The following is a 14647-nucleotide window of genomic DNA, read 5'->3' on the forward strand; positions in this document are numbered from 1 at the left end:
CCCGTAGCGACTCGCTATTCGGGAATCGGCCAATACGCTCTGGCCGGACCCACGTATCGAGTTGAAAGGGGCGGGCTATGGATCGGATTCGCATCACGGGCGGCGTCCCGCTGGAGGGCTCGATCCCCATTTCGGGGGCCAAGAACGCCGCGCTCCCGCTGATGATCGCATCGCTCCTGACCGACGAGACGCTCACGCTCGACAACGTCCCGCGCCTTGCCGACGTCCAACAGCTCTTCCACATCCTCGCCAATCACGGCGTCGACACCTCCTTCCAGGGCAAGCGCACCGGGCAGGACCAGCTCGCCGGGCAGACGGTCGACCTCCTCGCCCGCGCCATCGTCGACACCACCGCCCCCTATGACCTCGTCTCCAAGATGCGGGCGAGCTTCTGGGTGATCGGCCCCCTCCTTGCCCGCATGGGCGAGGCGCGCGTCTCCCTCCCCGGCGGCTGCGCCATCGGCACGCGCCCGGTCGACTTCTTCATCGAGGGTCTGCGCGCACTCGGCGCCAACATCGAGATCGAAGCCGGCTACGTGGTCGCCCAGGCCCGCGCGGGCCTCATCGGCAACCGCATCCGCCTGCCGAAGGCCTCGGTCGGGGCGACCCACACGCTGATGATGGCGGCAACGCTCGCCCGCGGCGAGACGGTGCTCGAGAACGCGGCCTGTGAGCCCGAGATCGCCGACCTCGGCGAATGCCTCATCGCGATGGGCGCGAAGATCGAGGGGCACGGCACCTCGACCATCTTCATCGAGGGTGTCCCGCGCCTGCGCGGCGCGCGCCACGCCGTCATGCCGGACCGGATCGAGACCGGCACGTACGCCCTCGCCGTGGCGATGGCCGGCGGCGACGTCACGCTGGAAGGCGCGAGCGCCGACCATCTCGAGAAGCCGATCGAGCTGATGCGCCAGGCCGGTGCCGACATCACCGTCACCAATCGCGGGATGCGCGTGCGCCGCAACGGGCACGGCATCTACGCCGTCGATGCCGAGACCGCCCCCTATCCCGGCTTCCCGACCGACCTCCAGGCCCAGTTCATGGCGCTGATGACGGCCGGCAAGGGCACGAGCCACGTCACCGAGACGATCTTCGAGAACCGCTTCATGCACGTCCAGGAACTCGCCCGCCTCGGTGCGAAGATCTCTCTGAACGGCCAGACCGCGACGATCGAAGGCGTGAAGACGCTGAAGGGCGCGCCGGTGATGGCGACCGACCTTCGCGCCTCCGTCTCGCTGGTGATCGCGGGCCTCGCGGCCGAGGGGGAGACGGAAGTCTCCCGCATCTATCACCTCGACCGTGGGTTCGAGCGGCTGGAGCAGAAACTGTCCCGCTGCGGCGCCCAGATCGAGCGGGTTTCGGCTTAACCCCTCGCGGCGAACGCCGATCCCGTCTATAGGCGGGGCTGACCGACCTCCACCTTCGGATGCCGCAGCCCATGTCGACCATTCGCCCGCTCAAGCTCTACGCGCTCGACGAAGACGATCTCGCCGTCCTGTCCGCCCATGTGCAGGACGCGGTGGTGAAGGTGTCGGACATCCGCTGGTCGCCGACCTCCCAGCAGTTCAGCGTCCCGATGAACCGCTTCGCCTGGGAGCGGACCACCGCCAGGCGAACCCGCCGCGAGGGCGATCAGCGCCGCCGCTCCGTCCTCCATTTCGACCGCGTGCGCCGCGCCCGCGCCTCCGGCATCGGCCCGAACGACCGTGACGCGGTGCTCTCCGTCCTCGCCGTGGTGTTCGAGATGGGCGAGTCCCCGGCCGGAGTCGTGACGATCGTCTGCTCCGGCGAAATCGCCTTCCGGCTCGACGTCGAGTGCATCGAGGCCCAGCTCACCGATCTCGGTGCGGCCTGGAGCGCGTCCATGCGCCCGACGCACCGTCTCGGAAAGGAGGCGCGTTGATGCAACGCCTCGACACGCGCGACCTCAATTTCGCGGAGGCCTTCTCCGCCCTCCTCGCCGACCAGCGCGAGCTCTCGCAGGACGTGACGGACGTCGTCGCCGCCATCATTGCGGACGTGCGCAAGCGCGGGGATGCGGCCGTTGCGGAGTACACGAAGCGGTTCGACCGGTTCGACCTCGGTGCGGTTCCCGCCCGGCTGAGGCCGGAGGAGATCGCAGCCGCGCGCGCCGCCGTCTCGAACGAGGCGATCGAGTCCCTCGCCTTCGCCCGTGACCGGATCGCCGCCTTCCACGAGCGCCAGCGGCCGGACGATGTGCGCTATGTCGACGATGCCGGCGCGACGCTCGGCTGGCGCTGGACCGCCGTCTCCTCGGTCGGTCTCTACGTTCCCGGCGGCCTTGCCGCCTATCCGAGCTCGGTGCTCATGAACGCGGTGCCGGCGAAGGTCGCCGGCGTGAAGCGCATCGTGATGGTGGTCCCCGCGCCCGACGGCGTGATCGCCCCGATCGTGCTCGCCGCGGCCGACCTTGCCGGCGTCGACGAGATCTACCGGATCGGCGGGGCGCAGGCGATCGCCGCGCTCGCCTATGGGACGGAGACGATCAAGCCCGTCGACAAGATCGTCGGCCCCGGCAACGCCTATGTCGCCTCGGCCAAACGCCAGGTCTTCGGCGCGGTCGGCATCGACCTCGTCGCCGGCCCGTCCGAGGTGGTGATCGTCGCCGACGGCACGGCCGACCCCGAGCACGTCGCGGCCGACCTCCTCGCCCAGGCCGAGCACGACGAGGCGGCGCAGTCGATCCTCATCACCGACGACGCGATGCTGGCGGACGATGTCGCCGCCGCCGTCGAGGCGCAGCTCGCCACTCTGCCCCGCCGCGAGGTCGCGACCGCGAGCTGGCGCAATCATGGCGCGATCATCAAGATCGGCGAGCTGGACGAAGCGATCGACCTCGTCGACCGCCTCGCCCCGGAGCACCTGGAACTCGCGGTCAGCGACCCCGACGCGCTCGCCGGCTCGATCACCCACGCCGGCGCGATCTTCCTCGGCACGCAGACGCCCGAAGCCATCGGCGACTATGTGGCCGGCACCAACCATGTGCTGCCGACGAGCCGCTCTGCCCGCTTCTCCTCAGGCCTCTCCGTGCTCGACTTCATGAAGCGGACCACGCTCCTCGGCGTCGGCCGGGGCGGTCTCGAAACACTCGGCGGCCACGCGATGACGCTCGCCGCGACCGAAGGGCTCGACGCGCACCGCATCTCCATCGCGCGTCGCCTGGAGCGGTAGGGGGCGACCCCGGTGAGCGATGAGCCCAGCGGATCCGCCGACGGCAAGGAGGACCGCCTCGTCGCGGTGACGCTCGACGAGGCGTCGATCGAGCGCGGCGCGCCGGACGTCGAGCAGGAGCGGGCGATCGCGGTCTACGACCTCCTGGAGGACAATTATTTCCGCCCGCTCGCCGGGCCGCGCGGCCCCTATAGGCTGGTCCTCTCCATCCGTGAGAACCGCCTCGTCCTGCAGGTGGAGCTTGCGGACGGCGCGCCCGTCATCACCCACATCCTGTCGCTCAACCCGCTGCGGAAGGTGGTGAAGGACTATTTCCTGATCTGCGAGAGCTACTTCACGGCGATCCGTTCGGCCGCCCCGGCGCAGATCGAGGCAATCGACATGGGTCGGCGCGGGGTCCACAATGAGGGCTCGCGCCTGCTGATCGAGCGGCTGGAAGGCAAGATCGACGTCGATCAGGACACGGCGCGGCGCCTGTTCACGCTGATTTGCGCGCTTCACTTCAAGGGGTGAGTGTGGGGTCGGTTCCGCGATCAGTCCTGTTCGTCTGCCGCCACAACGCCATCCGATCGCCGATCGCCGCGGCGCTCGCCCGGCTCCACGCCCCGTCGATCTATATCCGCTCGGCGGGTGTGGAATACGGCGAGGCCGACCCCTTCGCCGTCGCCGTCATGGCGGAGATGGACCTCGACATCTCGAAACGCGTGCCGCGCACGCTTGTCGAATTGGCCGACACGTCGTTCGATCTGATCGTCACGCTTGCGCCGGAAGCACATCATCACGTGCTGGACCTCGCCAGAACGCAGTCGTTCGACGTAGAGTACTGGCCAACACTCGACCCGTCCGGTACGGATGGCTCACGCGAGCAGATCCTGGAAAGCTACCGTGCGTGCCGCAATGCGCTCGACGGTGTTATCCGCGAGCGGTTTGCCAGTTAATTGCGGCATTGGAACCACTTGCCGTTGACACTACCTTATAGCATGGGACGGCGTTGTGTCGCAGTCCGTCGTGCAATGAACGAAAAAGGCGCCCATGGCGAAAGAAGAAGTTTTGGAGTTCCCGGGCCAAGTGACCGAGCTCCTTCCGAATGCAACATTTCGGGTCAAGCTCGAAAACGACCACGAGATCATCGCTCACACCGCAGGCCGGATGCGCAAGAACCGCATTCGCGTGCTGGCCGGTGACAAAGTGTTGGTTGAGATGACCCCGTACGACCTCACCAAGGGTCGCATCACCTACCGCTACAAGTGAGCCGATGGCGCGAGCGCGCAACACCTCCGTTCTCGTGCTGGCTTCCGGCTCGCCCCGACGCCTCCAGCTCCTAGAACAAATCGGCTATCCGCCGGATCACCTGGCCCCGGCCGGCATCGACGAGACTCCTCTGTCGAAGGAACGGCCGAACGCCTATGCGATGCGGCTCGCCCGCGAGAAGGCGGACGTGGCCTGGGAACGGGTGCGCGAAGCGCTCGACCCGCTGAACACGTTCGTGCTGGCCGCCGACACGGTCGTCTCGATCGGTCGCCGCATCCTGCCGAAGGCCGATTCCTACGAGGTCGCCGAGGCGTGCCTCAAGAACCTCTCCGGCCGCAATCATCGCGTGATGACGGCGGTTGTCCTGCGCGGTCCGCGCGGCAAGGTGCGTGAGCGCCTCGTCGAGACGCGCGTGAAGATGAAGCGCCTGTCCGACAAGGAGATCGCCGACTATCTGGCGAGCGCCGAGTGGGACGGCAAAGCCGGCGGCTACGCGATCCAGGGACGCGCCGGCGCGTTCGTGACCGGGATCGTCGGGTCCTACTTCAACGTGGTCGGCCTGCCTCTCTACGAGACCGAGGCCCTCCTCGTCGGCTCCGGCTTCAAGCCCAGCGTCGCGACCGACGACGCCGAGACCGTCGCGGCCCAGTGACGAAGGCCGAGAACGACAACACGCCGCAGGACAAGGGCAAGCCTTGTCCGATCTGCGGCAAGCCGGCCCAGCACGCGACACGGCCCTTCTGCTCGAAGCGCTGCGCCGACGTGGATCTCCACCGCTGGCTCGGCGGCCACTACGCGATCCCCGTCGTCGAGGAAGACACGAGCGCCACGCCCGAGACGGGCGAGGAGGAATAGGGGCGCGGCCGTTTCCGGCCGGCGCCCCCTTCGCTCAGGCGAACAGCGTCGCGATGTCGAGCGTGTAGGAGCCGGTCGAGACGCCTTCGAACGATTCCGCCGACAGGTAGTAGGTCCCGCTCGTCTCGGGCGTGAAGACCAGCGCCGCATTGAGCCCGCGTCCGCCATCATCGTCGACCGCGACGAGTTCGCCGTTGCCGTCATAGATGCCGAGGAAGGGATCGGCGAGCGTGCCGGAATCGCTCGACGCACCGCCGAGGCGGATCTTGTAGGACACCCCCTCCACCAGCTCGACGGCGAACCAGTCGGTGTCGTCGGTGGCGCCGATCGTGCCGTGGACGGCCGGCCCCGTCGGATCGATCGTCCCCGTGGTGGACGTGTCGCCCGCATAATCGTCCGGCTGGCCGAGGATCGCGCGCACCTTGTAGGTGCCGATCGCGTCCGGCTGGAAGGCGTCGACGTCGAGATAGTAGGTGCCCGACGTCTCGGGCACGAAGCCGGAGATGCGCGAGGAGAGGTTCAGCGAGTCGTCGTTGAAGGCGAGCTCGGTGCCGTCCGCGGCGCGCAGCGTCAGCGTCGGGTCACCGAGGCCGAGCGGGCCGTAGCCGCGCGCGGTGAAATCATAGACCTGCCCGGCGACGAGCTCGACGGCGATCCAGTCGGAATCGTTGCCGAACTCGATCGCGCCGGTGACGCTCTTGCCGACCTCGACCTCACCCGTCGTGTGCGGGTTGGACTTGTAGTCGTCCGACCCACCCGAGAAGAGGAACTGCCACGGGCGCAGTTCGTCCGGCGTCACGTCGAGGAGCTTGAACGACGAGCCGCCATAGCGGATCACGGTGTCGCCCGCCGGGGTCTCGCGGATGACGAGGTCGGAGAGGCTGTAGCCCGCCTGGGTGAAGTCGAGCACGTCATAGCGGCCGAAATCGCGGATGACGTCGTGGCCGGCATTGAGGAGGCCCATGAAGGTGTCGCCGCCGCCACCCCCGAAGAGGACGTCGTTGCCCTCGGCGCCATAGATCGTGTCGTAGCCGCCGCCGCCGAGGATCGTGTCGCTGCCCGGTCCGCCGAAGAGGAGGTCGTTGCCCGCCTGGCCGAGGAGCTTGTCGTCGCCCGCGCGGCCCGACATCGTGTCGTCGCCGCTGCCGCCGATCAGTTCGTCATTGCCGTTCCCGCCGCCGAGCGAGTCCGCGCCATCGAGGCCATAAATGGTGTCGTCGCCGTCGAGGCCGCGCAGCTTGTCCGGCATCTCGGTGCCGATGATCAGCGTGTTGCCGTCCCCGTCCCCAATGAATTGCGTCATTGTCGTATTTGTCCCAAATGACCGTAGGTCCGCGATGACCGCGACCGATGCTCAGAATTGAGCGTTCGACGTATAGTCCTTCCGAGTTCACTCCGGACGGCAATTTTCGATTATGGGCAAAATTTAAAGGCCGCGTATTCGAACCGGCTTTGCCTCGACTCCGTCTCATTCGACCGGCCGTTACAACGGAGCATTAAGCATAACAGAGGGTTTTTTGGTGGGCGCGTGCCTTAACCAACCGCTCGGCGGTTGACCCCGAATCTGTGGATGGCCCGACACGACGCGTGCAACGAATCAGTCGTTAACCAATCCTTCACCGCGTTCGTATTCAGATTGGTCATCACGCGGAACCGGACAGACGCTTGTGCAACAGACAACCCCGACTCAGCGATCCATCCGGTTCACGGGCCGCTCGTTCATGGCGTTTGTGCTGTCGCCCCAGCCGCCCGTGGCCGACTGGCTAGAAGATTTCGACACATTCGCACGGCGCAGCCCCGGCTTCTTCGTCGGGCGGCCGGTGGTGGTGGACATCTCCCATATGCCGCCGACGCGGCCGGAGCTCGTCCACCTGATCACCGAGCTGAAGCGGCGGCACATCACGATCATGGGGCTCGACGGCCGCGCGCCGGGCGAGCTCGGGGCTGACGCCCGCGGCCTGCCCCCGATTCTGTCCGGGGGCAAGGAGATCGCGGGGCTCGCCCAGCTCGCCGACACGGCGGCCAGCGTTGCGGAGGCCGGGCCCATCTCGGCCGAGACCGTCGCGACGCCTCAGCTCGACGCGGTCACCGAGGCGGCCCTCGCCGCGGTGGAAAAGGCGATCGAGGAGCCTGAAAACTCGGAGACGATGATCGTCGATTCTCCGATCCGCTCGGGCCAGTCGATCGTCAATCTCAAGGGCGACGTGACCGTGATCGGTTCCGTCGCGTCCGGCTCCGAGGTCATCGCGGCCGGATCGATACACATCTATGGCGCGCTCCGCGGGCGCGCCATCGCCGGCTCGAACGGCAATCGCAAGGCGCGGATCTTCGCGCAGGCGCTGCACGCTGAGCTTGTCGCGATCGACGGTCTCTACAAGACCGCGGAAGACCTGGAGCGCGGCTACTTGGGCCGCGCCGTCCAAGCATGGCTCGACGGCGACGCCCTGAAGATGGCCGCCTTCAATGGAAAGGGATGAACGGATGGCGAAAGTCCTGGTTGTCACGTCCGGCAAGGGGGGCGTCGGCAAGACCACATCAACAGCTGCACTTGGCGCCGCGCTTGCGAAAACGGGCGCCAATGTCGCCATCGTCGATTTCGACGTGGGACTGCGCAACCTCGATCTGGTGATGGGTGCGGAGCGGCGTGTTGTTTTCGACCTGATCAACGTGATCAACGGTGATGCGAAGCTCAATCAGGCGCTCATCCGCGACAAGCGGATCGACACCCTGTCGCTTCTGCCGGCCTCGCAGACGCGCGACAAGGACGCGCTGACCGAGGACGGCGTCGCCCGCGTGATCACCGAGATGCGCGAGAAGTTCGACTACATCCTGTGCGACAGCCCGGCCGGCATCGAGCGCGGCGCCACCCTCGCGATGCGCCATGCCGACGTCGCGATCGTGGTGACGAACCCGGAAGTGTCGTCGGTGCGCGACTCCGACCGCATCATCGGCCTCGTCGATTCCAAGACGATGAAGGCCGAGAACGATGAGCGCATGGAGAAGTATCTTCTCCTGACCCGCTACGACCCCGTCCGTGCGGAGCGTGGCGAGATGCTCAAGGTCGACGACGTGCTCGAGATCCTCTCGATCCCGCTGCTCGCGGTCGTGCCGGAAAGCCAGGACGTGCTGAAGGCCTCCAACCTCGGCATGCCGGTGACGCTCGGCTCGCCCGCCTCGAACGCCTCCAAGGCCTACACCGACGCCGCGCGGCGGCTGATGGGCGAAGATGTCCAGATCCAGATCCCGACCGATCGTCGGGGCCTGTTCGGGAAGATCTTCGCAAGGAAGGCGGCATGAACCTACTGGAACTCTTTCGCAAGAAGTCGTCTGCGCCGGTCGCTCGCGAGCGGTTGCAGATCATCCTCGCGCACGAGCGGGCCGCCCGCGGCAATTCCGACCTCGTGGCCACGCTGCGTGAGGAGATTCTCGCGGTCATCGCCAAGCACATGCCGATCGACCACGACAAGGTGAAGGTCGCGATGGATCGCGGCGACGACGTCTCCCTCCTCGAGGTGGAAGTCGAGCTGCCGCTGCGCGATCAGAGAGGGGAGCCGGTTCGCCTCGCGGCGACGGGTTGACATCGACCCCCTCCGATCCCTAATACACAGCGATCACGGCGCGGATTTCCGCGCCGTCTTTTCGTTTGCCGGCTATTCGGAACCAGTCATGAAGATCAAGAACTCGCTCAAGGCGCTGATGGCGCGTGACCGCAACAACAAGCTGGTCCGTCGCAAAGGGCGCGTCTACATCATCAACAAGAAGGCCCCCCGCTACAAGGCGCGTCAGGGCTGACACGACGCTGGGTCGGGGCTCGTCACGCGAGGTCCGATCACGCAGTTGCGACCATGTTCCCCCTTTGACGGGTGGGCCCGCTCGGGCTCATAGTGAGGGGATGAAAAAGGTTGCAAGCTCACTTTTGTTGCTCGTCGCGCTTGCTGCTCCCGTAAGCGCCCAAGATGCCGGATCCGTGCCAACGGCGCCGGCCGTGTCGTCCGATGCCGTCCCGACCAAAGGGGACCGGCGGGACGCTGCACCCTCCAGCACGCTCGAAGAACGGCGGCAGGCCCGGCTCGACATGATGTTCGGCCGCCTCGCCAAGGCCACCGACAAGCGCCGTGCGGACCGGATCGCCTCACACATCCTGCGCCGCATGACCCAGTCGGGCAGCGACACCGTGGACCTTCTCATGGATCGCGCCGGCCGCGCGATGAAGGAGAAGCGCTATGGCGATGCGCTCGACCTTCTGGACGGGGTCATCCGCCTCGACCCGAATTTCACCGAGGGCTGGAACCGGCGCGCCACCGTCTACTTCCTGATGAACAATTATGGCCGCTCCATCGCGGACATCGAGCAGACGCTGAAGCGCGAGCCGCGCCACTGGGGCGCCCTCGTCGGCCTCGCGATGATCCTCGTCACGCTGGAGGAGAAGGAAGAGGCGCTGAAGGTGATGGACCGCGCTCTCGAGGTGCATCCCTTCCTGGAAGACATTCGCGAGCGGCGCGACCGCTACGCGGCCGAGCTCGCGGGCTCCAGCATCTAACGATTGCGCGCGACCGGCGCGGCTCTGATTCCTCGGTCAGGGCCGGCCTTCCGTCGCGCCCTCGCGCCGCCCGATCAGCCCGGCGAAGACCCGGCCGATATCGAAGCCGATTCCGATCAGCGTCGGCACCAGCACGAGCACCAGCACCGTCGCGGCGGCGAGGCCGAACACGATCGTCACCGCCATCGGCAGTAGGAATTGCGCTGACATCGACGTCTCGAAGAGGAGCGGGAAGAGCCCGCCGATCGTCGTCAGCGACGTCAGGATCACCGCGCGCAGCCGGTCCGCGCTCGCCCCCACCGCCGCCGTCGCGTGGTCCTCACCGGCCTCCAGGCGCTCGTCGAAGCGCTTCACGAGGATGATCGAGTCGTTGACGAGGATGCCCGCGAGCCCCAGCAACCCCACGAAGCTCACGATGGTGAGGTTCATGCCGAGGAGCGCGTGGCCGATGATCGCCCCCACCGCGCCGAACGGGATGATCATCATGATGACGATCGGCCGCCAGTAGGAGCCGAACACCAGCGCGAGCGTCAGGTAGATCACCACCATCGCGAGATAAGCGCCCTGGCGAAGGTCCTCGAAGGAGCGGCGCCGCTCCCGGTCGCGCCCCGCGAACTCCCCACGCACCCCATAGCGCGCCTCCGCGGCCGGCAGCGCCGTCTCCGCGATGCGCGCGCTCACGTCCTGCGGCGAGGCGACCGCGGGGTCGACATCCGCCGTCACGGCGACGGTGACGACCCCGTCGCGCCGCAGGATCAGCGAGAAGGTGTTGCGCTCGGTGATCTGTGCGACCTCCGTCAGCGGCACGAAGATCCCGCCCGGCGCGCGCAGGAAGAGATCCTCCAGCGGGACGGGCCGCCCGTCGGTGCGCTGGCGCACGCGGACCGGCACCTCCTCGTCGCCCTGGGCGAGGCGGCGGGCGATGTCGCCCTCGAACGCGCCGCGCACCTGGCGGCCGATGGACTCGATCGAGAAACCGAGCGCCTCGCCGCGCGGGGTGAGGCGGATCACGATCTCCGGCTTGCCATAGGGCAGGTCGTCGGTGACGGCGGAGACGCCCGGCATCGCCTCGAGCGCGGCCATGATGGACGCCGCCGCCTCCTTGAGGCTGCCGGCGTCCGCGCCGGTGAGCTTCAGGTCGATGTCGCGCCCCGGCGGCCCGCCGCGCCGTTCGGCGATGGAGACTCGCTTGAGGCCTGAAAGGTCGGGGATCTTCTCGCGCCAGGCCCGCACGATGTCGGGCGTGCGCACCGTCCGGTCTTCGGACGGGGTGAGCTGGACCGAGAGCGTCGCGAGATTGTCCCCCCGGTCGCGTCCGGCGCGGCCGATGAGGGCGTAGACGTCCTCCACCAGCACCTCGCCCTTCGGCGCGAGCTCCTGCTGCGCGGCCGTCAGCGCGGCCTCGATCTTCTCCATCCCGGCGATCGCGACCTCGCGCGGGGTGCCGGCGTGGAACTCGACGCGGGCCGAGACGAACTCGGCCTCCGGCGAGGGGAAGAAGACGAACCGCACGTGCCCGCCGCCGACATATAGCCCGTAGAGGACGACCACGATGCTGCCGACCGCAACCGCCGCCGTCGTGTAGCGGAAGGCGAAGCTCGCGGCGACGAAGCGGGTGAAGGGGCCGTTGCGGAAGGCGTCGAACCCGCGATCGAAGCCCGCGCGGAAGCGGGCGAGCGGGGAGGGACCGGCAACCCGCCCGCGCCGGCGGGCGAGGACACGCTCCACGAGCCCCGCGAGGACGAGGCCGAGGAGGATCGCGACGACCGCGAGGAGGCTCACCGGCAGGCTGAGGATCGCGCCGAGCGCGGAGGGCGCCGCATCGGGCCCCGCGAACATGGCTCCCCCCGCGCGGATGATGCCGCCGATGAAGGCCGCGCCGATGCCGGCCATCAAGGTGAGCCGCAGGAAGCGCCCGATCGCGAGCCCGCTCGGCGGGCGGCCGGCGTGGGCGAGATGGCCGGGCAAGACGAAGAAGCACTCGATCAGCGAGGCGATAATGATGGCGATGCCGACGAGCGGGAGCGCCGCCATCATCTGCCCGATGATGTCGCGCATCAGGAAGATCGGGGCGAGGGCGGCGATTGTGGTGAGCGAGGAGGCGAGCACGGGGACCAGCATCTCCGTCGCCCCGCGCGTCGCCGCCTCGCCGGGCGGCAGGCCGCGTGCGGTGAGCGTGTCGGCGTGTTCGCCGACGACGATCGCGTCGTCGACGATGACGCCGAGCATCATGATGAGCGCGAAGAGGGAGATCATGTTGATCGACTGCCCACTCGCGAACATGACCGCGAGCGTGCCCGCGAAGGCCACCGGAACGCCGAGCGCGACCCAGAAGGCGACGCGGGCGTCGAGGAAGAGGAACAGCACCACGAGCACCACGGCGAGCCCCTGCCAGCCGTTGGTGATGAGCATCGAGATGCGCTCCCAGAGCTGCGCCGTGCTCACGTCATAGAGCTTGAGGTGCAGGCTCGCCGGCAAGGTCTCGCGCGCCTCCTCGACATAGTCGCGGACGATGCGGTCCGTCGTCAGCGCGTCGGCGGTCTGGGCGCGCTGGATCGTCAGCTCGATCGCCGGATTGCCGTCCCGCAGCCCCGTCACCGACCCGCGCGAGAAGCCGTTGGTGACGTCGGCGACGTCCCCGATCGTGATCCGCTCCCCATTGTCGAGCGCCTTGACGGTGATCGCGGCGATGGCGCGCGGCGTCTCCTCGTCGGAGACGACGCGGACCTGCCGGTCCACCGCCCCGTCGAGCACGCCGGACGGTCGGTCCACCGTGTTCGCGCGGATTGCGGCCGCGATGTCGTCGGTCGTGAGGCCGAGGCGCATGAGGTCGTGTTCGCGCGCGTCGACGATGATCTCGCGCTCGCGCACCCCGCCGAACGAGATCCGGTCGAGCCCGCGGTCGAGGAGGTCGTCGCGGATGCGGCGGGCGAAGACCTGAAGCGCCTCCTCGGTGAAGGGGCCGGAGATGCTGATCTTGGCGACCGGGTCCCGCATCGTGTCGAAGCGGATGACGGGCCGCTCGGCCTCCTCGGGCAGCGTCGTGATCGCGCCGACGGCCTGCTCGACGTCGCTCAGCGCCTTCTGCATGTCGCTCCCCGCCTCGAAGGCGACGGAGGTGAAGGCGGAGCCGTCGCGCCCGATCGAGCGCAGATTGTCGACATTGTCGAGATAGCGCACCGCCGGCTCGACCGCAGCGAGGATGGTCTTGCTGACGTCCTCCGCGCTGGCGCCGGGCCAGGCGATGGTGATCTCGACCTCGTTGAGCTCGGTCGGCGGCCAGAAGCGCGTGGTGAGGTTGGTGAGCGCGAAGAGGCCGAGCGCCAGCATCAGCACCATCAGCAGATTCGCGGCGTTCGGGTGCCGCGCGAACCTTTCGATCAGCGAGGCGGGCGTCATCAGGAGCGGTCCGCCGGGGGGCCGCGCCGGCGCGGATGGGCCTGGGGCGCGTCGTTCGGGATCGCGGGGGCCTCGGCCTCGGGCGTGCGCGCACGGGTGAGGTCGGCAAGGCTCGGCACCGACGGGTCATCGACGCGGCGCACCTTGATGCCCTCGCCGATCTCGGCGAGGCGCGTGGTGATGACCGCCTCGCCGGGCGCGATCGGGCCGGACACGATGATCTCGCCGTCGTCGAGGGCGAGGAGGCGCACGGGCCGGGCCTTCAGCCGCTCCTCCTCGGCGATGACATAGACCGACTGGCCGTAGAGGGCGGTCGCCGGAAGGCGCACGGACCCCGGATGGCGCGGCCCCGGCACGGTGACCTCCACGAACGCGCCCGGCCGCGGCACGGCCCCCGCCTCGGGCATCTCGATCCGCGCGAAAACGTCGACGCCGCCGGTGCCGCTCGCGATGTCCGCAGCGACGCGGGTGATGACGGCCGAATAGGTGAGGGGAATGTCGCCGATCCGCCAGGTGAGGGAGATCGGCGTGCCGAGCAGCGAGCCGTGGGCGAGAAGGCGGCCATAGCGCTGGTCGGAGAGGACGAAGCGCACGTCGAGCGCGTCGGCGCCGATGAGCGAGACGGCCATGTCGTTCGCGCCGAGGATCTGGCCGATCGCGGCGTTTTCCTCGCGCACGATGCCGTTGAAGGGGGCGGTGAGGACGGTGTCCTGCAGCGCGCGCTCAGCGCTCTCCACGAGCCATTCGAGCCGCTCCACCGCCGCGACCTGCTGCTCGTGCCGCGCCTCCTCGGCGCGCAGCGTGTAGCGGCGCTGCTCCATCGTCTGCGTCGCCTGGCTGACGAGGAGGCGGCGGTCGTCGACGCCCTTCTCGGTGATGTTCCCGCTGGAGACGAGCGCGCGCGCCCGCTCGAGATCGCGGGCGGCGAGGTCGAGCTGCTCGCGCGCCCGCTCCGCCGCGCTCTCCTCCATCTGGATGCGCGCGGCGGCCTCCTCCCGCCCGGCGACGGCCTCGGCGAGCTGGGCGCGCGCCTCGCGCAGCGCGCCCTCGTAGGCGAAGGGGTCAATGGTGACGAGCGCGGTGCCGGCCTCGACGATCTCGCCGACTTCGAGCCCGTCGGCGATGGCGATCACCTCGCCGGGGGAGGCGACGCGCAGCTCCGCCGTCTCCGCGGCCACGATGGTGCCGAAGGCGCGCAGCGTGGCGCGGTTTGTGTCCACCACGGCGTTCGTGGCCGCGACGGCGTAGACGGCCTCGGTGCGTGGCGGGGCGGCGGGCATGGTCCGCCCGCCGCTGACGAGGTGGCTCGTCAGCGAGAATGCGCCGAAGAGGACGGCGGCCGGCAGGATGGCCTGCGCGCCGAGGCGCAGGGCGCGCTTCATCGGACGCCGCCGCGGGCGCGGCGTCCGG

Annotated in this window: 16 protein-coding genes; 13 read left to right on the forward strand and 3 right to left on the reverse strand. The window is 68.7% G+C overall.

Annotation, left to right across the window (positions count from 1 at the left end; genetic code table 11):
* Nucleotides 1-77 precede the first annotated feature (77 nt).
* The 8 genes from murA (at nt 78) to yacG (ending at nt 5298) form a co-directional block, all read left to right on the forward strand.
* Entirely contained in the window at nt 78-1367 is a 1290-nt protein-coding gene (murA, locus tag DBV35_RS19385) for a UDP-N-acetylglucosamine 1-carboxyvinyltransferase (protein WP_108662035.1), read from the forward strand.
* Nucleotides 1368-1447: 80 nt separating this feature from the next.
* The gene (locus DBV35_RS19390) at nt 1448-1903 is read left to right on the forward strand and encodes a DUF2948 family protein (RefSeq protein WP_108662758.1); all 456 of its coding nucleotides are present in this window, start codon (nt 1448-1450) and stop codon (nt 1901-1903) included.
* Entirely contained in the window at nt 1903-3192 is a 1290-nt protein-coding gene (gene hisD / locus DBV35_RS19395) for a histidinol dehydrogenase (RefSeq protein ID WP_108662036.1), read from the forward strand. Before DBV35_RS19390 ends, hisD begins: the two co-directional genes overlap by 1 nt.
* Nucleotides 3193-3204: 12 nt before the next feature.
* Nucleotides 3205-3705 (forward strand): UPF0262 family protein, encoded by a 501-nt coding sequence (locus DBV35_RS19400; RefSeq protein ID WP_108662037.1) that lies wholly within the window; start codon nt 3205-3207, stop codon nt 3703-3705.
* Nucleotides 3702-4130 (forward strand): arsenate-mycothiol transferase ArsC, encoded by a 429-nt coding sequence (locus tag DBV35_RS19405; protein ID WP_108662038.1) that lies wholly within the window; start codon nt 3702-3704, stop codon nt 4128-4130. The genes DBV35_RS19400 and DBV35_RS19405 overlap by 4 nt, the downstream gene beginning before the upstream one ends.
* A gap of 94 nt (nt 4131-4224) precedes the next feature.
* Nucleotides 4225-4443, forward strand: a complete 219-nt coding sequence (infA, locus tag DBV35_RS19410; RefSeq protein WP_108662039.1) for a translation initiation factor IF-1 — start codon at nt 4225-4227, stop codon at nt 4441-4443.
* 4 nt (nt 4444-4447) lie between these two features.
* Complete coding sequence (locus DBV35_RS19415) at nt 4448-5095, forward strand: Maf family protein (RefSeq protein WP_108662040.1); 648 nt, start codon at nt 4448-4450, stop codon at nt 5093-5095.
* Nucleotides 5092-5298 carry a DNA gyrase inhibitor YacG gene (yacG, locus tag DBV35_RS19420; RefSeq protein ID WP_108662041.1) on the forward strand — a complete coding sequence of 69 codons (207 nt, stop codon included), beginning with the start codon at nt 5092-5094 and terminating at the stop codon, nt 5296-5298. The genes DBV35_RS19415 and yacG overlap by 4 nt, the downstream gene beginning before the upstream one ends.
* Nucleotides 5299-5332: 34 nt before the next feature.
* On the opposite strand, the gene DBV35_RS19425 is transcribed toward yacG, so the two are convergent.
* Nucleotides 5333-6601: a pre-peptidase C-terminal domain-containing protein gene (locus DBV35_RS19425; protein WP_108662042.1), complete on the reverse strand. Its 1269-nt coding sequence runs from the start codon at nt 6599-6601 to the stop codon at nt 5333-5335.
* Nucleotides 6602-6965: 364 nt separating this feature from the next.
* Here DBV35_RS19425 and minC point away from each other — a divergent pair, with 364 nt between their 5' ends.
* The 5 genes from minC to DBV35_RS19450 all read left to right on the forward strand — a co-directional run bounded on the left by minC (nt 6966) and on the right by DBV35_RS19450 (nt 9838).
* Nucleotides 6966-7775, forward strand: a complete 810-nt coding sequence (gene minC, locus DBV35_RS19430) for a septum site-determining protein MinC (RefSeq protein ID WP_108662043.1) — start codon at nt 6966-6968, stop codon at nt 7773-7775.
* A gap of 4 nt (nt 7776-7779) precedes the next feature.
* Nucleotides 7780-8595 carry a septum site-determining protein MinD gene (minD, locus tag DBV35_RS19435; RefSeq protein ID WP_108662044.1) on the forward strand — a complete coding sequence of 272 codons (816 nt, stop codon included), beginning with the start codon at nt 7780-7782 and terminating at the stop codon, nt 8593-8595.
* Nucleotides 8592-8876 carry a cell division topological specificity factor MinE gene (minE, locus tag DBV35_RS19440; RefSeq protein WP_108662045.1) on the forward strand — a complete coding sequence of 95 codons (285 nt, stop codon included), beginning with the start codon at nt 8592-8594 and terminating at the stop codon, nt 8874-8876. Before minD ends, minE begins: the two co-directional genes overlap by 4 nt.
* Before the next feature lie 88 nt (nt 8877-8964).
* On the forward strand, nt 8965-9090 hold the full coding sequence (gene ykgO / locus DBV35_RS19445; RefSeq protein ID WP_108662046.1) for a type B 50S ribosomal protein L36: 126 nt from the start codon (nt 8965-8967) through the stop codon (nt 9088-9090).
* Nucleotides 9091-9265: 175 nt separating this feature from the next.
* Complete coding sequence (locus DBV35_RS19450; protein ID WP_245944004.1) at nt 9266-9838, forward strand: tetratricopeptide repeat protein; 573 nt, start codon at nt 9266-9268, stop codon at nt 9836-9838.
* A gap of 36 nt (nt 9839-9874) precedes the next feature.
* Here the strand turns inward: DBV35_RS19450 and DBV35_RS19455 are convergent, their stop codons facing one another.
* Together DBV35_RS19455 and DBV35_RS19460 are read right to left on the reverse strand one after the other, a co-directional pair.
* Nucleotides 9875-13237, reverse strand: a complete 3363-nt coding sequence (locus tag DBV35_RS19455; RefSeq protein WP_108662048.1) for an efflux RND transporter permease subunit — start codon at nt 13235-13237, stop codon at nt 9875-9877.
* Nucleotides 13237-14619, reverse strand: a complete 1383-nt coding sequence (locus DBV35_RS19460) for an efflux RND transporter periplasmic adaptor subunit (RefSeq protein WP_108662049.1) — start codon at nt 14617-14619, stop codon at nt 13237-13239. The genes DBV35_RS19455 and DBV35_RS19460 overlap by 1 nt, the downstream gene beginning before the upstream one ends.
* Nucleotides 14620-14647 lie beyond the last annotated feature (28 nt).

The organism is Acuticoccus kandeliae (genome assembly GCF_003073115.1).